Genomic DNA, 18,715 nt, shown 5'->3' on the forward strand with positions numbered 1-18,715 from the left:
TGAGCTCCTCAGCGGTCGTACCGGACAACGCCCTCGGTGAAGCCGTGGCGGGACGGGATCAGAATCGGGGCCTGAGGTGGCATGGTCAAGAGTTTTCGTTAGGAAAGTTTCCTGACGAGCATCGCGGGGCCGACCGAAGGCGGCCCCCTCGCACCGCGAGGGCTTGACGCATCAAGTAATGCTCTTTAACTTGAAGCCCCTCGCGGGCCGTAGCCCACCAGGCCCCGCCCTTCCGCCTCTCCCCCGTGCTCGGAGGCCCCGGTGTCCCCAGGTTTCACCCGCAAACTCGGCCTCTTCCAGGCCACCACCATCAACATGAGCCAGATGTGCGGCATCGGACCGTTCGTCACCATCCCGCTGATGGTGGCCGCGTTCGGCGGCCCGCAGGCGGTCATCGGCTGGATCGCCGGGGCCGTCCTCGCGCTGGCCGACGGCCTGGTCTGGGCCGAACTAGGCGCCTCGTTGCCCGGAGCCGGCGGGAGTTACGTCTACCTCCGCGAAGCCTTCCAGTACCGCACCGGCCGGCTGATGCCGTTCCTGTTCGTCTGGACGGCGATGCTCTTCATCCCGCTGATCATGTCCACCGGGGTGGTCGGCTTCGTCCAGTACCTCGGCTACCTCTGGCCGGGGATGACCAAGGGCCAGGGCGACCTGGTCGGGCTGGCCTTCTGCGCCCTGGTCGTCCTGCTGCTCTGGCGCCGGGTGGAGAGCATCGCCCGGCTCACCACCGTGATGTGGGGCGTGATGATCACCTCGGTGGCCGCCGTGATCCTGGCGGCGTTCAGCGGCTTCAGCCCGAGCCGGGCGTTCAGCTGGCCCGCGCACGCCGTCGAGCTGACCCACGGACAGTTCTGGATCGGCTTCGCCGCCGGCCTGACCATCGGCATCTACGACTACCTCGGCTACAACACGGCCGCCTACCTGGGAGCCGAGGTGAAGGACCCCGGCCGGGTCCTGCCCCGCGCCATCATCTACTCGATCATCGGCATCATGGGGATCTACCTGCTGCTGCAGGTCGGCGTCCTCGGCGCGATGGACTGGCACCAACTGCTCGACCCGGACTCCGTCGCCTCCAGGTCGGTGGCCTCCGCCGTGCTGGAGCAGGCCTGGGGCAGGGCCGCCGCGGACGTGGTCACCGTCCTCATCCTGGTCACCGCCTTCGCCTCCGTCCTGGCCGGCCTGCTCGGCGGCTCCCGAGTGCCCTACGACGCCGCCCGCGACGGCACCTTCTTCCGGGCCTACGGCAAGCTGCACCCCCGGCACGGCTTCCCCGTCCTCGGGCTGGTCACCATGGTGCTGGTCACCGCCGCCGGTTTCTACCTGAGCCGGCACGTCGGCAACACCGTCGAGCACCCGCCGCTGACCGTCCTGATCACCGTGCTCACCACCGTGATGGTGATCGTCCAGGCGCTCGCCCAGATCGCCGCCGTCGTCGTCCTGCGCCGCCGGCAGCCCGACCTGCCCCGGCCCTACCGGATGTGGCTCCACCCGTTGCCCGGCGTGGTGGCCGCGATCGGCTGGCTGGTCATCTACGGCTACGCGGACCGCAACTCCCCCGGGTACCACCCGGTGGAGTGGTCGCTGGCCTGGGTCGCGCTGGGCTGCGTCGCCTTCCTCCTCTGGGCCAGGACGGAGCACACCTGGCCGTTCGGCCCCAAGGAGATCCGCGAGGAGTTCCTCCGTCCCGCCGAGCCGGCGGCGCCGGCGGAGCAGCACACGGCGTGACGAACGCCGGGCGGGCCCGGTGCGCGCCGCTCCCGGTGCGCGCCGGGCCCGGCCGTTGCCGGCCCGGGTCGCGCTGGGCTGCGTCGTCGGCCGGGGCTGTCGGCCCGCGTTGCCGGGCTGGGTTGCCAGGCAGCGGTCCCGGCACGTCGCCCGCCACCGGCGGCGGGCGACGGGCGACGGGCGACGGGCGACGGGCGACGGGGCATCGGACAGCCCTCAGGCGTTCGGCACGATGTCGTGGGCGACCGCGAAGCGGGTGAGGTCGGCCCGGCGCCGGGAGCCGATCTTGTCCCGCAACCGGTCCAGGTGCGAGTGCACGGTGTGCTCGCTGATCCCCAGCCGTTCGGCGATCCCGTGGTCCGTCTCACCGTTCGCGACCAGTTCCAGGATCTGCCGTTCGCGTTCGGTGACCCGGCACTGCGGCTCCGCCCAGCGGCGCACCGCGAGGGCGGCCGACACGTACCCGCAGCCGGAGGCGACCAGCCGGATCGCCGCCAGCAGCTCCAGTTCGCCGGCCTGCCTGCTCAGACAGCCGCGGGCGCCGGCCTCCATCGGCGGCACGATGTCGTGCTGCAGCGGGGAGCAGAGCACCAGCACCTCCGCGCCCCGGCCGGCCAGCCGGAACACCGCGGCGGACAGGTCGGCGGGTGCCAACTGCAGGTCGACCAGGACCACATCGCCGCCCTGCAGCCTGCCCTCGGCCTCCTCGACCGACCCGGCGGCCAGGACCAGCGCCAGGTCCGTGGTGGACTCGACCACCTGGGCCAGGCCGCGCCGGAACAGCGGACAGTCACCGACGACGGCGACCCGTCTCACCTCGGCACTCATGGCAGGCCCTCGGTAGCGTGGCTGCCCGGCGCTCCGCACGCCGTACCGGCACGGGGCCTCCGGACCTTCGCACCTCCCAGTCTTCGCCCTCCCCGGCCGGACGGCCCGCCGAGGCCCGCCCGGCCCGCCCGGCCCGGTAAACACTTCGCAAAGACCCGTCCGCCGCCGCGCGAGGCGCGGGAGGCAGGTGGCGCGGGAGAGCGGAGGAGCGGTAGGCAAAGGGCGCACAAAGGGTGCACAAAGGGGGCAACTGTACCCCGCGGCCTGTGGGTGTTTCTGCCCTTGGGCGGTCCGGCGCCCCGGACCAGACTGGGGCCGAGCCCTCCGCGCTCGCCGAATCTCCGGGAGGGGTTCTGCCATGAGTGCCATCTTCGGTGAGATCCTCACCTTCACCCAGCAGCACGGCGGTGACGTGGCCCTCGCCACCATCGGCGACGACAAGTACGCCCGCTACGAGACCGTCGACGGCTTCAGCGTCGTCTACGACGAGAGCCGGGAGGGGTACTGCTACGCCGACGTGGACGGACCCGGCCCCGGGCGCCGCTTCCGCTCCACCGGCGTACGGATCTCGGAGCGGCCGCCGAAAGGGCTGCGGCGTCACCTCAAGGAAGGGCAGGAATACCGTCGCCTGCTGGTGAAGCAGCGCTCCGAGCGGGCGGTGCCGCAGGACCAGTTGGAGGCACTCGACCCCGACGGCCTGTTCACCTTCGGGGCCAACCGGGGCCTGCTGCTCGGCGACCGGCTGAGCGAGGGCGACGTCCAGGGACTCACGATCCTGGTCACCTTCCCCGGGACGAGCACCACCGTGACGCCCGCGGACGTGGACGCCATGCTGAACGGACCGGACTACCACGCGAACGGGAACCACTGCTCGGTCAGGGAGTTCTTCCGCGCCATGTCGTCGGACCGGCTGAGGTTCGGCAACACCGTGGTGGGGCCCTTCCGGATGAGCCGGTCCCGGCTGACCTACGCCAACAACGAGGGGCTGCTGGCCCCCGAGGCGATCGCGGCGGCGGTGGACGCCGGCGTCGACTTCAGCCGGTTCGACTCGCAGGGCCGGGGCATCGTCGACTCGATCTGCGTCCTGTACGCCGGGCCGACCGAGTTCGCCGGCGACCTGTGGCCGCACAGCACCGTGTTCAGCCGGGACGTCGGCCAGGGCATGCGGACCCAGTTCCACACCGTCACCAGCATGGGCCGCACCCCGGCCGAGCAGAGCATCGGCACCTTCTGCCACGAGAGCGGCCACCTGCTCTGCCGCTGGCCCGACCTCTACGACTACGGCACGATCGAGCGCGAGGGCGACGACTTCACCAGTGCGGGCCTCGGCTCGTACTGCGTGATGGGCGCCGGCAACCACCTCGGCAACGGACGCAAGCCGTCCCCCGTCTGCGTCTACCTCCGGCGGCTGGTCGGCTGGTGCGCCACCGACGTCGACATCGCCACCCCGGGCACCTACCAGGCCGAGCACGCGGACTACGACACCGCGCTGATCTACCAGAACCCCGACCGCGAGGACGCCGAGTACTACCTGGTCGAGAACCGCAGCCGGATCGACTTCGACGAGAAGCTCACCTCCGGCGGACTCGCCGTCTACCACTGCGACATCAAGGGCTCGAACGAGTTCCAGCAGGGCTCGCTGCTGCACCACTACCAGTGCGCGCTGCTGCAGGCCGACGGCCACCTGGACCTGGAGACCAACGCCAACCAGGGCGACGGCGGGGACCTCTACGGACCCACCGAGGGCACCGCGGTCTCGCACAGCAGCCGGCCGGCGTCGACCTGGTGGGACGGCGGCGAGTCCGGCCTGACCATCTCCGGGATCGGCGCCCCGGGGCCGGTGATCTCCTTCCGGACCGGGGAGCAGAGCCCCGGGGGGGCGGCCGTCAGCGGGAGTTCCGCGCCGCAGGCGCTCATCCCGGAGCTGGACCCGGGCGGCCTGACCGACGCCATCACCCTCCAGGGCGCGGGAACCGTCCGCGAGTTGGCGGTGTCCATCGACATCGAGCACCCGCGGATCGGTGACCTGCGGGTGGTGCTGATGAACCCCTCGGGCCGTCGCGCCGTGCTGCACAACCGCTCCGGCGGCAACACCAAGAACCTGCTGCTCAAGCTGGACTCCCGGCCGCCGTCGGCACTGGCCCCGCTGACCGGGGACGCCGTCACCGGCAGCTGGAAGCTCAAGATCACCGACTCGGCCCAGCCGGGCGCCGGCACCCTGCGCCGCTGGGAGCTGAAGGTCCGGACGGCCGGCTGAGCGGGCCGGCCCGCCCGCCCGCGACCCGCCGCCGCCTGCCGGGGCCGCTCCCTCCGCGGGCGCGCGGCGCGGGCCGCCGCCCGCAGGAGCCGCCGCCCTCACGAAGGGAAGATCGTCATGCCTGCCCCCACCGCCACACCCACCGACCGCCCGGCCCCGGACAGCACCGCCCAGCGGGAGCAACTCATAGCCTCACTGAGGCAGTTCGTCCGCACCCGCGGACCCGGCTACTTGCAGGACCCGAACATCTCCTCGATCGGCGTGGGCTACCGGACGAACAGCGGCCCGGAGGCCCGGGAGATCGCCCTCCAGTTCACCGTGGACAAGAAGGTGGGGCCCGAAGAGCTGGAAGCGCTGGGCACCACCGCCGTACCGGAGTCCGTGACGGTGGACGGTGTCGAGGTGCCCACGCAGGTGATCGAGCGCACCTTCGCCCCCGACTTCCGGGTGGTCGCCGAGACCGAGAGCCCCGTCCGCAAGCGGCGCCTCGACCCGGTGGTCCCGGGCGTCAGCGTCGGGAACGCCCACGGGCCGACCGGCACCATCGGCCTCCTGGTGTTCGACCGCGCCGACGGCACCCCCTACGTCCTGAGCAACTGGCACGTGCTGCACGGGGCGGAGGGCGCCCTGGGCGACCGGACGGTGCAGCCGGGCGCCCGCGACGACAACCGCGTCACCCAGAACCTGCTCGGCCCGCTGGTCCGCTCCCACCTGGGCATGGCCGGCGACTGCGCGGTGGCCGCCGTCAGGGACCGCCGCTTCGACCCCACGATCCTCGAACTCGGCGTCGCACCGACCGCGTTGGGCGACCCGCAGCTCGGCGACAAGGTGGTCAAGAGCGGCCGGACCACCGGCGTGACCCACGGCGTGGTGCGCCGGGTGGACACCATCGCCAAGATCGACTACGAGGGGGCGGGGGAACAGCTGATCGGCTGCTTCGAGATCGCCCTCGACCCCGGACACCTCCCGGCCGACGGCGAGGTGAGCAGCGGCGGCGACTCCGGCTCGGCCTGGATGTTCACCGGCGCCGACGGCACCGCGACCACCGTCGTCGCGGGGCTGCACTTCGGGGGCGAGACCGCGGGCAACCCCGACGAGCACGCACTGGCCTGCCTGCCGGCGTCGGTCTTCGAGAAGCTCGGGATCAGCCTGGACCAGCCCGGCGCCGAGGCCCTGGAGGCGGTCGGCGGCTACAACCCCGACTTCCTCGGGGCGGAGCTGCGGATCGGCACGCCGGAACTCCACGAGAAGATCAAGCACGACGCCTTCCGGCTGGACGGCTCCGAGGTGATCCCCTACACCCACTTCTCGCTGGCCCAGAGCGAGTCCCGGCGGTTCGCCCTCTGGGTCGCCTGGAACGTCGACGGTGGGACCCTGAAGAACCTCGCCCGCAGCGGCATCGACTTCCGCACCGACCCCAGACTGCCCCACGACGTCCAGGTGGGCAACGAGCTGTACCGGAACAACCGGCTCGACCGGGGCCACATCGCCCGCCGGGCCGACCTGCTCTGGGGCAGCGCCGCCGAGGCGGAGCGGGCCAACGTGGACTCGTTCTTCTACACCAACATCACGCCCCAGATGGACGACTTCAACCAGAGCTCGCAGGCCGGGGTGTGGGGGCGCCTGGAGGACGCCCTGTTCGCCGAGGTCGAGGTCGACGACCTGCGGATCAGCGTGTTCGGCGGACCGGTCCACCAGGACGACGACCGGATCTACCGGGGCATCCGCATCCCCCGGGAGTTCTGGAAGGTGATCGCCTTCGCGGACCAGGGCGTGCTCAGGGCCAAGGCCTTCCTGCTGACCCAGAACCTCGACCAGCTGGAGGCCCTGGACCTGGACGAGTTCCGCGTCTTCCAGATCAACCTGGGCGAGCTGGAGGAGCGGACCCAGCTGCGGTTCCCGGTCGCGCTGCGCAAGGCCGACACCCTCGCCGTCCCGGAGGCCCTGACGGACCGGCGGCCGCTCGACACACCCGCCGACATCCAGTGGCGCTGATCGCCTGACGGTACGTCATTCCCCTGGTGGCCGGCCGCAGTGGCAGCACTGCGGCCGGACCCGTCCGGCGACGGCCGCCCCTACTGGTTGCGCCGCGCGATCGAGAGTCCGATCACCCCGACGATCGCGACCGGCCCCGCCACCAGGCCGAGCAACGGCACCTTGCCGATCAGCCCGATCGCGACCCCGACGGCCCCGAGCAGGACAAGTGTCCGCCACACCACGAGATTTCCGGGCTGCTGCTGCGCCATGTCCGTCCCCCCAAAGCGAGTTGTGCGTGAAGTCACCCCACCCGGTACGACGACAAGACTGGCAGTGCGGCACCGGGAGGACAAGAGCGCGGCCGGCAGGCTCCGGTCACCGGTCCGCCCGGAGGGCGCCGTCGCTCGGCCCGCCCGGTGGTGCACCCGCCCGGGCGCCGGACGGGGGCTCAACCAGGGGGCTCAGCCGGGGCGCTCAGCCGGGACGGCCGGCACCGGCCGGAGCCGGTCCGGCGGGCGGCACCGGGCCCGCCGGGCCGCCGGCGCCCTCTCCACCGGGTGGTCCACCGCGAGGAGGCGCAGGGGTGAGGGTGTAGTCGGTGCCGAGGATGCCCGAGCCGGCGCCCCGGTGCCAGAGCGGCACGACCACGATCATCGCCGGGACCGGCCTGCGGTCATTCACCGGAGGACGCCCCGTCGGTCGCGCGACCTTCGGCGGACCGCCGGTCGGCCTCCAGGGAGCGCTCCAGCCCCGACAGCAGGGTGCGGAAGCGGGCGGCGTCGTGGTCCGACAGGTGCTCTGCCGACGGTGTCTCGGTCGATGGCTGGCTCATGGCCGGGCGTCTCGATTCTGCGGGGCGGGTCGGGCGGCCCGGCCCGCGGGGCGGGCCGGCGCTCCCGGAGCGAGAGCTGACGAGACGTTAGAACGACGGGATCAACGCCCACTAAACAACCGCAGGCCCTCCCGTCACACGTTCCCCAGCCGGTCCGCGCGAAACCCCGGCTCCCGGGCCCGGGCCCGCCGGGTGGGCACGGCGGGCCCGGCCCACCGCACCCCCACCCACACGTACACCCGCACCCACACGTACACCCGCACCCGCACCCGCACCCGCACCCGCGGCGTTTCCGTCGGACGCCGGCCGCCGGACGCCCGTCAGGCCAGGCCCGCCGCCCGCAGGACGGAGGCCCGCCCCAGCACCTTGTCGACGCTGATCTCGATCACGACCCGGTCCGGGTTGACCCGCGGCTGGCGGTAGCGCTCGGCATAGCGGCGGACGGCCTCCGCGACGGATTCCGGATCCTCCCGCACCACCGCGACACCCTCCAGCGTGGACCAGCGCGCCCAGTCCACCTGGCAGAGCGCCACCCGCATCCCGGCCGGTCCGGCCGCCTGGACGTTGCGGGCCTTGCGGCTGGCGCGGTTGGTGATCACCCTGGCCAGACCGGCCTCCGGGTCGTAGGTGACGCCGACCGGCACCACGTGCGGGGTGCCGTCGGGACGCGCGGTGGTCAGGGTGGAGAGGAGACGCTCGCGCCAGAATGCCAGGAAGACGTCGTCGGGGTTGCTGAGGTCATGAACCATGCTGGGGATCGTACGACCCCGGTGACCTGGCCTGCACCACCCGCCCGCCGGCCGGCCCCGGGCCGCTCCGGCGGTCCGGGTGACGGCCGAGCCGGGTGACGACCGAGCCGGGCGCCGGCCGGGCGAGGACGGCCCGTACGGCCGGCGGTCCGGGGACGGTCCGGCGAAGCACGCGTCATCGACGCGGTTCAGCCCGCCCCGGCGGCCCCGCCCAGCGCCGCTGCCGCGAGGCGCTGAACCTCGTCGTCCTGGACGATGCCCCGCCAACCGCCTTCACCGACGATCCGCTCGTCCTGGTCCAGGCAGGCCTGCAGCAGGGGTACCGGTGCGCGGGCCGCGGGCCCCGCCTCCGCGACCCGCCGCAACGCGGCCAGCTCGACCGGGCTGAAGGACTGCCCGGGCCCGCGGGTCAGCAGGCGGGCGAAGACCCGGCGGGCCAGGTCGCCGTCCCCGGTCACCCGCCAGTGCGCCCAGGCGACGTCGACGGCCTCGTGGCTGCGCCACCACCCCTCGTTGCCGCGCAGCCAGCGCTCGGTCCAGCCGACGCGGCCGGCCCCGGCCGCCGGCCCGAGCGGCGCGAGGCAGCGGGCCAGCGCGCTCGCGAGCGCCGCCGCCTCCCGCGCTGCCGCGGCCTCCTCCGCGGACCCCGGGCGGCCGCCCTCGCCGCCCCCGGTGACGCTCCGGCGCAGCGGGGCCGTCACCGCGAGCACCTGGTCGACGGTGCGCAGCAGGGCCGCCCCGTCACCGGTGACGGCGAAGTGGGCCCGAGCCGTGGTCAGGGCGGTGATCCATGGATCCGCCAGTCCCGGTTCGGCCCGTCGCCCCGGCGGCGGACCGGACGGTGCCGGGCGTCCGGGAAGGGCGACGTCCCGGTACCGTTCCGACATCCGCGCGGCCGCCACGACCAGGGCCTCGGCCCCGACCCGTTCGAGCTGCGGGGCGAGGTCCGCGACTGCCGGCCCCGCCGCCTCGACGACGGTGCAGGCCAACTGCGGGTGGGTGGAGTCGAGCAGCCGGGCCAGCTCCGGCCCGGCGACGGCTGCGGCCGGCCCGCAGGCGGCGAGCGCCTCGCAGAGCAGGTGCAGCCGGGGCAGTGCGTCCGCGCGCAGGCCGCCGGGAGTGCCGTGCCCGGTACGGGACGACGTCAGGCACCGCGCGAGGGCGGCGCGCAGAGCCGGTGCCAGCCGTGCTCCGTGCCGCTCCCCGCAGGCGACCAGCGCCTCGCGCAACGGCGGTCGGGTGAACCAGTAGGAGGTCCCGCTGTAGAAGGCCGACGGGCCGAAGCCGTCTTCCTCCTCGTCCTCGTCCAGGGCGCGGACCAGTGCCGGGAGCGCACGCGGGTCACCGTGCCGGGCCAACGCCCACGCGGCCCGGACGGCCGTCGGCCGGTGCGGGTCGTCGAGGGCGGCGGCGAGGCGGTCGTCGAGCCGCTCGTCGGCCGTTCCCGCCGCGGCCAACAGGTCGGCGGCCATCATCCGGTGTTCGGGCTCGGGGTCGGACAGCAGGCCGCCGACCAGCGGGAGCAGCTCCGGCACCGCCGACCGCCACCGCAGCATCGCGTCCGCGGCCGCCCGCAGTGCGCCCTCGCGGACCCGGGCCCGCTGATCGCCGATCAGCGCCCGGGTGATGTTCAGCCAGGCGGCGGTGTCGTCGCCGCACATGCCGCAGAGTTCCGGGGCCAGGCGGGCGCCGTCCTCCGCCCATGCCCGGTAGGCCTGCTGCGGGGTGGCCGGCGCGAGCGCCGCGTCGAGCAGGTCCCGCCAGCCGACCGACGGGTCGTCGAGCCGCCGCCGCGCGGCCAGGCGGGCGAGCCTCAGCCCGTCCGTGTCCGGGTCCGGATCCGTGTCCGGGTCGTGGTCCGCGTCGTGGGCCGGTGACCGGGTGAGCCGGTCGACGGCCGCCATCAGCGGGGCGGCCGAAGGGGCCTCTGCCGCCCGGGCCGCTGCCGCCGCCCGGGCTCCCTGCGTGCGCAGCAGCACCCGCAGCCGGAGGTCCGGCTCGACGGCGTCACGGCCCACCAGTGCCCGGGCGGCGTCCTGCGCGCGCGGCGACCATCGCGCGTACGTCCAGAGCAGCGCGGCCGCCGCCGTCCGCACCTCGGCCCCGGCGTCGTCCAGCAGCCCGACCAGGCCGTCGTGCCCGGCGACCAGCGCCGCCCGGCACTCCACGGCGGACCCGGCCGAGCGCCAGGGTTCACGCATCTCGTTCTGCAGCGCGGCGAACCGGCCGAGGAGCTCCACGATCTCGGCCCTGAGCGGCAGGCCGGGCGTGCACGCGATCTCGACCAGGAACGGTACGACGGCCGCACCCGCCGAGTACACGGCTCCGCCCTGGTGGTAGACCGCGGCGTCCAGGTCGTCGAGCCGCTCGCCACGGTCGGGGTCCTCCCCCGGCCGTGCCAGGGCCCGGAGCAGTCCGGGGACGTCGGCGGCGGACCCGTACGCGTGCCGCAGCCCGGCCCAGGGGACGTCGTCCAGGCCGCCGAGCGGTGCCAGGGCCGCGTCCTGCTCCGGCGTCACGGCCGGTGCCGGCCACGACGCGGGTCCGGGTCCGGGCCCGGGTCCGGGCTCCGGTACGGGCTCCGGTACGGGCGCGAACCCGGGCTCGGCTGCGGCACGGTGGTCCGTGCCGTCGGAACGTGTGAGCCGACCGGCCATCGCAGGACTTCCTTCAGGAGCCGGGGCCGACCGCCCCGGACGTCGTCGCAGGCCGGGCCTGCACGGGCGGGGCCCCGGCGTGAGCGCCGTGGCCCGGGCGAACGCGCCGTCCGGGCGCCCCGCCGTACCCGGCCCATCAGTACGCGATCCGCCGGGCGCCCGCAACGGGGTTCCGCGCCGGCGGCCCGGGGGGCGGTCCCGGCGGTGCTCCCGGGGGCGGTCCCGGGGGAAAGTGCCCCACCCGCACGACATCCTGACGCCTCGCGTAGTCATGAGGGGTATGCACGGGGATCACGGAACAAGCGAACAGGCGGTAACCGAGTGAAATCAGCACAGGAGGATGAGTACCTGGAGTTCGTGGCCGCGAGGGCGAAGGCGCTCTACCGTTCGGCGTACGTCCTCGCGGCCGGTGACACGCATCTCGCCGAGGACCTGGTCCAGGAGACCCTCAGCCGGATGTACGTGCACTGGAACAGGGTGGCCGGTGCGGACAACCCGGCGGCCTACGCCCAGACGGTGCTGGTCCGCACCTTCCTCAGCCTGCGGCGTCGCAGGAGCACCGGCGAGCGCCCGGTCGGGACCCTGCCCGACGGTGCGGCGCCCGGCCCGGACACCGCCCTGCGGCTCACCCTGCTGGACGCGCTCGGCCAACTCCCGCCCCGCGACCGGGCGGTGCTCCTGCTGCGCTACTGGGAGGACCGCAGCATCGAGGAGACCGCCCGGATGCTCAGGCTGAGCAGCAGCGCGGTCCGCTCGCAGGGCACCCGCGCACTCGGCAGGGTGCGTGCGCTGCTCGGCGACAGCCTGTCCGACCTGGTCCCGCACTGAGTACCGGTGCACGCAGGTCACACCCGCCGCAAGGCCCCCATCAGCGACCGAAAGGTGACGCCAGCATGCCGTTCGAAGCAGACCTCGCCCATGCCCTGGACCGCACGACCGACTCCCTCGACCCCGATCTCACCGCCCTGCTGGGCGGAGCCGTCGAACGCGGGCGGAACCGTCGGCGCCGGCGCCGCGCCGCCGTCGTCACCGGGATCGGCGCCGGGGTGGGCGCCTGCGTCGTGATCGCGGCGGCCGCCGGCCTGGTGGTCCCCGGCGGGCTCCCCGGGACCCGCTCCGCGGGCTCCGACATCGAGCCGGTGGCGCTGGCGATGCCGCGTTCCGCGATCACCGGCGACCAGATGGTCCAGGCCCTGGAGATGACGCTCCCCGGGGGCCGGTTCAGCCAGGTGACCGGGCAGAGCAACAACCCCTCCGACCCGTCCGGCGGGTACGTCGCCAACGGCGAACTGATCGTCGACGACGGGCAGGGCGCCGCCATGGTCGGCGTCTCGGCCGTGCGGCTCAAGCTGCCGCTCGGCGACGGCGACGGGCTGAGCTGCGAGCGGACGCCCGCCCGCGCCAAGGGTGACACCTGCAAGCTGAGCGAACTGCCGAGCAGTGCCGCCGTCCCCGGCGGCGCCGTGGTGATGACGGAGCAGAACGCGGCCGAGCACCCCGTCCGGGCCGACACCGCCCACCGCTGGACGGTGACGGTGACGCTGAAGTCGACCGGCGCGCAGCTCCAGCTGGTGGAGTGGAACAGCACCGGTGGCGGCAGCGGCGCCGACACGCCGAAGGCGACCCGCACCGCTCCCCCGCTCACCGAGCAGCAGGTGGTGGCCGCGCTCACCGGCCCCGCCTGGGCGCCGATCCTCGGTGCCGTCGGCTGACCCGCCGCAGCGCCGGACGGGCGGCGCGTCAGGCCCGCCGGACGGCGGCGGGCGGACGGCGGACGCGCGTCGGCCGCCCGCCGGGCCTGACCCGGGGTGGGGGGACGCGGGATGGGTGGGCCTGGGATGGGTAGGCGCGGGGTGGCCGGGCCCCCGGGGTGGGTGGACGCGGCCCGCACCCATGGACGATCATGGCGCGATGTCGCTCCGTACGTACGAGGCCGATCTGTTCGAGAGCTCCAGGGGCCGCCTGGAGGCGATCGCCTACCGGCTGCTGGGATCGGCCGGCGACGCCGAGGACGCGGTGCAGGAGACGTACCTGCGGTGGCACGCGGCGGACCGGGCCTTGATCGAGACGCCCGAGGCATGGCTCACCAAGGTGCTGACCAACCTCTGCCTCAACCAGCTCACCTCGGCGCGGGCCAGGCGGGAGACCTACGTCGGCCAGTGGCTCCCGGAGCCCGTCCTGGCCGGGGACCGGCTGCTCGGTCCGGCCGACACCGTCGAGCAGCGCGAGTCGGTCTCCATCGCGATGCTCACGCTCATGGAGCGGCTGTCGCCCAACGAGCGCGTGGTGTACGTGCTGCGCGAGGCGTTCGGGTACGCCCACCGTGAGCTCGGCGAGATCCTCGACCTCACCGAGGCCAACTGCCAGCAGATCCACCGGCGGGCCAAGCAGCACCTCGCCTCCGACCGGGCCCGCACCGAGGTCGACGCGGCCGCCGCGCGGAGGGTCGTCGAGGAGTTCCTCGCGGCGGCCCTCAGCGGCGACACCGAGCCGCTCGTCCGGCTGCTCGCCGGCGACGCGGTCAGCGTGGCCGACGGCGGCGCCCGGGTCCAGGCCCGCAGGACCCCGGTCGTCGGTGCGCTCGGCATCGCCCGCTACCTGCGCGGTCTGTTCCGGCCGGGCGGAGCCAAGCGGGCCCATGTCGGGAGCAGTGACCGGGTCGCCCTGCACGCCGCCGTCGTCAACGGCGGCCCGGCCGCGCTGATCGAGGCCGGCGGGCGGGTCCTCGGGATCATCTGCCTGGAGCCCACCGCCGAGGGCGTCGGCGCGATCCACATCCAGGTCAACCCCGACAAGCTGGAGCGCGTCACGCGCCGGTGGGCGGCCACCGGCCCCCATCGACCGCTCTTCGAGATCTGGTGACCCACGTCACACGGGATTCCTGTCAGGGATCGCCCGGCTGTCCGGTTCAGGAGGTGAGTCCGACCGAACCGAACAGGAGCGAGCCATGAATCACCGCATCATCGTCCTCGGAGCCGGGTACGCCGGAGCCACCGTCGCCGGCCGCCTCGCCCGGCGGCTGCACCGCGACGAGGTCGGGATCACCCTGGTCAACGGCGACCCCGACTTCGTCGAGCGGGTGCGGCTGCACCAGCTCGCGAGCGGACAGGACCTGCCGCGACGCCCGCTGCGTGACCTGTACGCGGGCACCGGGGTGCAGGTGCGGCAGGCCTGGGTCACCGCCGTCGACGTGGACCGCAGGACCGTCACCCTCACCGGCGGGGAGGGCGCCGGGACGCTCGCCTACGACACCCTCGTGTACGCGCTCGGGAGCACCACCGCCGACCACGGCGTCCCCGGGGTCGCCGAGCACGCCCACAACGTCGCCGGGAAGCAGGCCGCGCTGCGACTGCGGGCGCGCCTGGCCGAGCTGGAGCCGGGCGGGACGGTCCTGGTGGCGGGCGGTGGCCTGACCGGTATCGAGGCGGCCGCCGAGATCGCCGAGGCGCACCCCGGCCTCAAGGTCGCGATCGCCGCCCGCGGCGGCGTCGGCGACCGGCTCAGCGACAAGGCCCGGCGTCACCTGCACGCGGTCTTCGACCGGCTCGGCATCACGGTCCACGAGCAGACCGTGATCACCCGCGTCGAGGCGGACCGGGTGGTCACCGCGACGGGCGGGGAGATCCCGGCCCGGGTGACGGTGTGGACCGCGGGCTTCGCCGTGCACCCGATCGCGGCCGCCAGCGCCCTGGAGGTGTCCGGCACCGGGCAGATCGTCGTCGACGCCACCATGCGCTCGGTCTCGCACCCCGAGGTGTACGCCGTCGGCGACGCCGCGCTCGCCGACGGCCCGGGCGGCAGGCCGCTGCGGATGGCCTGCGCCACGGCGACCCCGATGGCCTGGCAGGCCGCCGACGCGCTCGCCGCGCGCCTGACCGGCCGCGAGGTCCCCCAGGCGACCATCAGCTACTCGCTCCAGTGCATCAGCTTGGGGCGCCGCGACGGGATCCTCCAGCGGGTGACCCCCGACGACCAGGTCACGTCCACCGTCATCGCGGGCCGGACCGGCGCCCGCATCAAGGAGTTCATCTGCTCGGGCGCGGCCTGGAGCGTCGCCCACCCGACCATGCTGCTGCCGAGCCGCCGCCACCACCTCGCGGCCACCGAGGCCGCACCCCGCCTGGCCGCCCTGTGACGCGGCCGCCGCGTCCGGACGCGGCGGCGGACCGGAGGCCGGAGCCTCCGGTCCGCCGCCACCTCCGGCGGCCCTGGCCCGTGCCGTGGCGAGGGCCCTGAGAAAGGTCCTGACAGAGCCGCGAACGAGGGCACGGAAACCCTTCGACCACGCTCGCGGGGACCACTAGGGTGTGGCGGTCGGGTCGCCCGACGATCATGCTTCCGGCAGCCCGCCGGCCTGGTCCCACACCTCTCTGACGGGATGTCACCTCCATGACCCGCAAGTCCATGACCCGCAAGACCCGTGCAGCCGCCGCCCTGCTGGGTGCCGGCCTCGTCGTCGGCGCGGGCCTGCCCGCCGCCGCCGCGGACTCCCGGTTCCATCCGTCCGGTGTGCCGGACGTCGTCGTCCTGGGCATCGCCAACAGTCCGCACTGCCTGGAGATCGCCGACTGGCGCAGCGACAACGGCGCCCCCGCCCGGCAGTGGGACTGCACCGGCGGCGCCAGCCAGCAGTGGAGCCTGACGGCCGGCCCCGCGGGATCGCTGGTCAACGTCAACAGCGGCAAGTGCCTGGAGATCGCCGACTGGCGCAGCGACAACGGCGCCCCGGCCCGCCAGTGGGACTGCACCGGCGGCGCCAGCCAGCAGTGGTCCTGGACGCACGTCCCCGGCACCGGGTACGTCCTGCGCAACGTCAACAGCGGCAAGTGCCTGGAGATCGACGGCCGGCGTTACGACAACGGCGCCCTCGGCCAGCAGTGGGACTGCTGGAACGGGAACAACCAGATCTGGTACCCCCTGGCGGCGAACCGCTGACCTGGACGGCCGTCGCCCCCGCCGGGCGGGTGACGGCTGACGCCCCGCACCTGCCGCAGCCCCGGCGACACGCCCCGTCCACGCCCGTTCCCCCTCGGTGCTCGCCTCCTGGGGCCCGCTCCGCCGGGGAGCCGGGCGGAGCGCGCTCCGGTCAGGGCGTCCGGTGCTGCCTGCTCCGGTCAGGGCGTCCAGGGAGCGGTGACGACCCAGCTGACGTCGTCGGGCCAGAGGGCGGTGGCGTCGAAACTGTTGGAGCCGCCGTCCGAGGCGATGTACCCGGTGCCGGCGTAGTGGCGGACGTAGCGGTCGGCGAAGTTGTAGGAGACCAGGGAATTGCCCTGGCCGTTCACGCCGGCCTGCGAGCAGAAGGTGGCGTCGTTGGCGAACAGGGCACTGCCGTCGTCGGGGTGCAGGTAGAGCTGGAAGTTCTGGTGCCGCAGGTAGCTGCCCGGCGTGTTCTTCGACTCGAAGGAGCGGCAGGCGCCGTTGGCCAGGCCCGGCCGGACGGTCCAGGAGGCGTTGGCCTTCTCGGCCGCCGAGCCGGCGGCGGTGACGACCGCCGTGGCGACGGCCGCGCCGGAGTGGCTCAGGTATCGGTCGGTGCAGCAGGCGGTCGTCGCCCGGAGCGAGACCGTCGAGCCGGTGTTGAGGGCCGCCCCGCCGCCCGAGCCCTGCGCGTAGCCGGCCGCGACGATGTTGGCCTGGACGGCGCTCTCGGTGGCGTCGGAGGGATAGCCGGAGGTCATGACGCCCTCGTAGAAGGTGCCGGCGGAACTGTTGCTGTTGTCCCCGCCGATGCCGAGGATGATCGCGCCCTCCTTCTTCATCGGGTTGTAGCCGGCCGCGTTCGGCCGCGCGCCGTTGTAGTAGGTGGACAGCCCGCCGGACTGGGCGTTCCCGGCGCGGATGGCCCAGTGGTTCGGCTCGCCCTTGACGATCGCGGTGAGGAAGCGGTGCGTCACGGTCGGATCGCCCGCGTTGTAGCCGGGATTGACGCCCGAGAACAGGCCGTTCTCCTGGTCGGCCATCACCCACGGACCGTTCCCGGCACCGGACCCCCAGCCGCGGCTGTTGCCGAAGTAGATGGTCTCCATGGTGCCGTTCCCGTTGTCGCGGCTGTTGGTCTCGGCGTTGCCGTAGTCGAAGCAGCAACCGTCGTTGTAGTGCGTGCCGTCGAGGATCGCGTACATGCCCTCGGGCTGGTCGCCGGTCGCGATCCCGTTGGTGCTGTTGTTGCGGTAGCCGGTTCCCGGCGAGACGAAGACGCCGTAGGCACGGTTGCCGTTGAGGGTGACCGGAGCCATCGTGGCGTTGGCCAGCTTGTCGTACCCGCCCGCGGCGGGGCCGTTGAATCCCCCGGGAGGCGCCTGGGTGAGGCGGTTGTTGCGGCCGGTCTGGTCGTAGACGATCGTGATGACGCAGCTGGTGCCGGCACAGAACGAGTCCTGCGCGGCGGCGTTGGCGTATCCGCCCGCGCCGAGGACCCCGATGTCGCGGGTGGCGTTGTCCGAGAGGCGGCGCACCTGGTACAGCGCTCCGGTGTAATTCCCGTACAGCGCACGGGTGGTGCTGTGCGCGGCGACGCACGGGGTGCCGCCGGCGGCGTAGAGGTCGCAGGGCTGCGTCGTCGTCGCAGCCTGCGAGGTCGCGGCGCCCGAGAGGGTCCCCGCCACGAGCATCGCGGCGGAGGCCGCGGTCAGCAGGGCGGTGGGCCGGCGGAGGGCGGCGGGGGGCATCTTCACGTCTGTCCTCGATTCTTGGGTGGGTTTCCGGAGTGCCGGGGCGACGGGGGCCGGATCGGAACCTGGTCGGGACGGCCCCGGCACGGTGGCTCGCCGGGTCAGGGCGGGAGTCGCCGCTGCCCGGGGCCGGAGTGGGGCGTACTGCACGGTGCGGGGTGCTCGGCGGCGTCATGAACGTCAGCGTCATGAACGTCAGCGTCATGAACGTCAGCGTCATGAACAGCGGCGGGACGAACAGCAGCGTGACGAACAGCGGAGCCATGAACGGCGGCCGGGCGCGCCGGCGGCTCTGCTGCCTCACGGGGCAGCGGCGTAAGGGAGTTGGGACGCGGCCGGTCCACCGCCGGTGCGCTCCGCGCACCCCGCAGGAGACGCCCGACCCGGGGTGAGTGCGCCCGGAGTGCGCCTGGGTGACGGTCCGGCCGGTGGCGGCGGATGTGGTGCTGATGTTGCTGACGGGACGATTCGGCGGGGCCCGGTGGTCCGCGTGCTCGCACGGCCGGAGCCCGGCACCGCAGGCTGGGCAGGCCCTCCGGTGGACCGTGGTTCACCGGGGAGACCGGAGACGGACTCCGCGAAGAGCGGCCCTGCGTCGCCGCCCGCCGGGCTTCCGAACCGGATCTGTTAGCGCTAACAAATCCGACCTGACGTCGAGCGGGGGGTGGTCGCTCGAATGGCATAGACGCTAGAGCGCCGGGGCGGAGCACACAAGAGGTACGGCCAACTCTCCCGAACGGTGTTTGCACGCAAGCCCGTTCGGCATATTCAAGGCTGCCCGCCGGGCCGGCCCCGAGCCGCGCGTGGGGCCGGCGGCGGTCAAGGTCCGCGCCGGCCCGCGGGGCTCGCCACCGGCGGCCGGCCTACGGCGGGGCAGCCCGCCGCCGGCGGCCGCGCCGGGCCGCCGACCGGCGAGGTGGCGGCGCCCCGGCGGCCCCCGCCGGCACGGGGCCGGTCCGGTCTCAGCTTGTCGTTTTACCTCCGGTGATCACCTTCTGGCGTGTTCGGGTTCTCGC

Annotated in this window: 14 protein-coding genes; 8 read left to right on the forward strand and 6 right to left on the reverse strand. The window is 74.0% G+C overall.

Annotated features, from left to right (window positions below; translation table 11 throughout):
• Window positions 1-315 precede the first annotated feature (315 nt).
• Window positions 316-1,725: an APC family permease gene (locus tag IE329_RS31380; protein WP_190214420.1), complete on the forward strand. Its 1,410-nt coding sequence runs from the start codon at window positions 316-318 to the stop codon at window positions 1,723-1,725.
• A gap of 216 nt (window positions 1,726-1,941) precedes the next feature.
• Here IE329_RS31380 and IE329_RS31385 read toward each other — a convergent pair whose 3' ends face one another.
• Window positions 1,942-2,553, reverse strand: a complete 612-nt coding sequence (locus tag IE329_RS31385) for a response regulator transcription factor (protein WP_190214404.1) — start codon at window positions 2,551-2,553, stop codon at window positions 1,942-1,944.
• Window positions 2,554-2,911: 358 nt separating this feature from the next.
• Between IE329_RS31385 and IE329_RS31390 the strand changes: the two genes are divergently transcribed.
• On the forward strand, window positions 2,912-4,810 hold the full coding sequence (locus tag IE329_RS31390; protein WP_190214405.1) for a M6 family metalloprotease domain-containing protein: 1,899 nt from the start codon (window positions 2,912-2,914) through the stop codon (window positions 4,808-4,810).
• A 117-nt stretch (window positions 4,811-4,927) separates the two neighbouring features.
• Window positions 4,928-6,805, forward strand: a complete 1,878-nt coding sequence (locus IE329_RS31395) for a DNA/RNA non-specific endonuclease (RefSeq protein ID WP_190214406.1) — start codon at window positions 4,928-4,930, stop codon at window positions 6,803-6,805.
• Between the two features lie 80 nt (window positions 6,806-6,885).
• Here IE329_RS31395 and IE329_RS31400 read toward each other — a convergent pair whose 3' ends face one another.
• The 4 genes from IE329_RS31400 to IE329_RS31415 form a co-directional block, all read right to left on the reverse strand.
• Window positions 6,886-7,056, reverse strand: a complete 171-nt coding sequence (locus IE329_RS31400; RefSeq protein ID WP_190214407.1) for a hypothetical protein — start codon at window positions 7,054-7,056, stop codon at window positions 6,886-6,888.
• A 404-nt stretch (window positions 7,057-7,460) separates the two neighbouring features.
• Window positions 7,461-7,619, reverse strand: coding sequence for a hypothetical protein (locus IE329_RS31405; RefSeq protein ID WP_190214408.1), 159 nt, complete (start codon window positions 7,617-7,619; stop codon window positions 7,461-7,463).
• Window positions 7,620-7,939: 320 nt separating this feature from the next.
• Window positions 7,940-8,368, reverse strand: a complete 429-nt coding sequence (locus IE329_RS31410) for a PPOX class F420-dependent oxidoreductase (protein WP_190214409.1) — start codon at window positions 8,366-8,368, stop codon at window positions 7,940-7,942.
• A gap of 188 nt (window positions 8,369-8,556) precedes the next feature.
• A complete protein-coding gene (locus IE329_RS31415) occupies window positions 8,557-10,887 on the reverse strand; it encodes a HEAT repeat domain-containing protein (protein WP_190214410.1) in 2,331 nt (776 codons plus the stop codon).
• 459 nt (window positions 10,888-11,346) lie between these two features.
• On the opposite strand from IE329_RS31415, the gene IE329_RS31420 reads away from it, so the two are divergent.
• From IE329_RS31420 to IE329_RS31440, 5 genes are all read left to right on the forward strand, one after another.
• The gene (locus IE329_RS31420; protein WP_190214411.1) at window positions 11,347-11,853 is read left to right on the forward strand and encodes a SigE family RNA polymerase sigma factor; all 507 of its coding nucleotides are present in this window, start codon (window positions 11,347-11,349) and stop codon (window positions 11,851-11,853) included.
• 65 nt (window positions 11,854-11,918) lie between these two features.
• Complete coding sequence (locus IE329_RS31425; protein ID WP_190214412.1) at window positions 11,919-12,737, forward strand: hypothetical protein; 819 nt, start codon at window positions 11,919-11,921, stop codon at window positions 12,735-12,737.
• Between the two features lie 199 nt (window positions 12,738-12,936).
• A complete protein-coding gene (sigJ, locus tag IE329_RS31430) occupies window positions 12,937-13,887 on the forward strand; it encodes an RNA polymerase sigma factor SigJ (RefSeq protein WP_190214413.1) in 951 nt (316 codons plus the stop codon).
• Window positions 13,888-13,972: 85 nt separating this feature from the next.
• Entirely contained in the window at window positions 13,973-15,160 is a 1,188-nt protein-coding gene (locus IE329_RS31435; RefSeq protein WP_190214414.1) for an NAD(P)/FAD-dependent oxidoreductase, read from the forward strand.
• A gap of 254 nt (window positions 15,161-15,414) precedes the next feature.
• Window positions 15,415-15,960 (forward strand): RICIN domain-containing protein, encoded by a 546-nt coding sequence (locus tag IE329_RS31440; RefSeq protein WP_190214415.1) that lies wholly within the window; start codon window positions 15,415-15,417, stop codon window positions 15,958-15,960.
• A 179-nt stretch (window positions 15,961-16,139) separates the two neighbouring features.
• Here IE329_RS31440 and IE329_RS31445 read toward each other — a convergent pair whose 3' ends face one another.
• On the reverse strand, window positions 16,140-17,696 hold the full coding sequence (locus IE329_RS31445) for an alpha-L-arabinofuranosidase B (RefSeq protein WP_229927918.1): 1,557 nt from the start codon (window positions 17,694-17,696) through the stop codon (window positions 16,140-16,142).
• Between the last annotated feature and the right edge of the window lie 1,019 nt (window positions 17,697-18,715).

Origin of the sequence: Kitasatospora indigofera (assembly GCF_014655955.1) — a bacterium.
GTDB lineage: Bacteria > Actinomycetota > Actinomycetes > Streptomycetales > Streptomycetaceae > Kitasatospora > Kitasatospora indigofera.

Coding starts and splice junctions, on each gene's coding strand:
- IE329_RS31405 (WP_190214408.1), bottom strand. CDS start 7,619: ATGAGCCAGCCATCGACCGAGACACCGTCGGCAGAGCACCTGTCGGAC.
- IE329_RS31440 (WP_190214415.1), top strand. CDS start 15,415: ATGACCCGCAAGTCCATGACCCGCAAGACCCGTGCAGCCGCCGCCCTG.
- IE329_RS31425 (WP_190214412.1), top strand. CDS start 11,919: ATGCCGTTCGAAGCAGACCTCGCCCATGCCCTGGACCGCACGACCGAC.
- IE329_RS31395 (WP_190214406.1), top strand. CDS start 4,928: ATGCCTGCCCCCACCGCCACACCCACCGACCGCCCGGCCCCGGACAGC.
- IE329_RS31400 (WP_190214407.1), bottom strand. CDS start 7,056: ATGGCGCAGCAGCAGCCCGGAAATCTCGTGGTGTGGCGGACACTTGTC.
- IE329_RS31380 (WP_190214420.1), top strand. CDS start 316: ATGAGCCAGATGTGCGGCATCGGACCGTTCGTCACCATCCCGCTGATG.
- IE329_RS31390 (WP_190214405.1), top strand. CDS start 2,912: ATGAGTGCCATCTTCGGTGAGATCCTCACCTTCACCCAGCAGCACGGC.
- IE329_RS31445 (WP_229927918.1), bottom strand. CDS start 17,696: ATGCCCCCCGCCGCCCTCCGCCGGCCCACCGCCCTGCTGACCGCGGCC.
- IE329_RS31385 (WP_190214404.1), bottom strand. CDS start 2,553: ATGAGTGCCGAGGTGAGACGGGTCGCCGTCGTCGGTGACTGTCCGCTG.
- IE329_RS31435 (WP_190214414.1), top strand. CDS start 13,973: ATGAATCACCGCATCATCGTCCTCGGAGCCGGGTACGCCGGAGCCACC.
- sigJ (WP_190214413.1), top strand. CDS start 12,937: ATGTCGCTCCGTACGTACGAGGCCGATCTGTTCGAGAGCTCCAGGGGC.
- IE329_RS31410 (WP_190214409.1), bottom strand. CDS start 8,368: ATGGTTCATGACCTCAGCAACCCCGACGACGTCTTCCTGGCATTCTGG.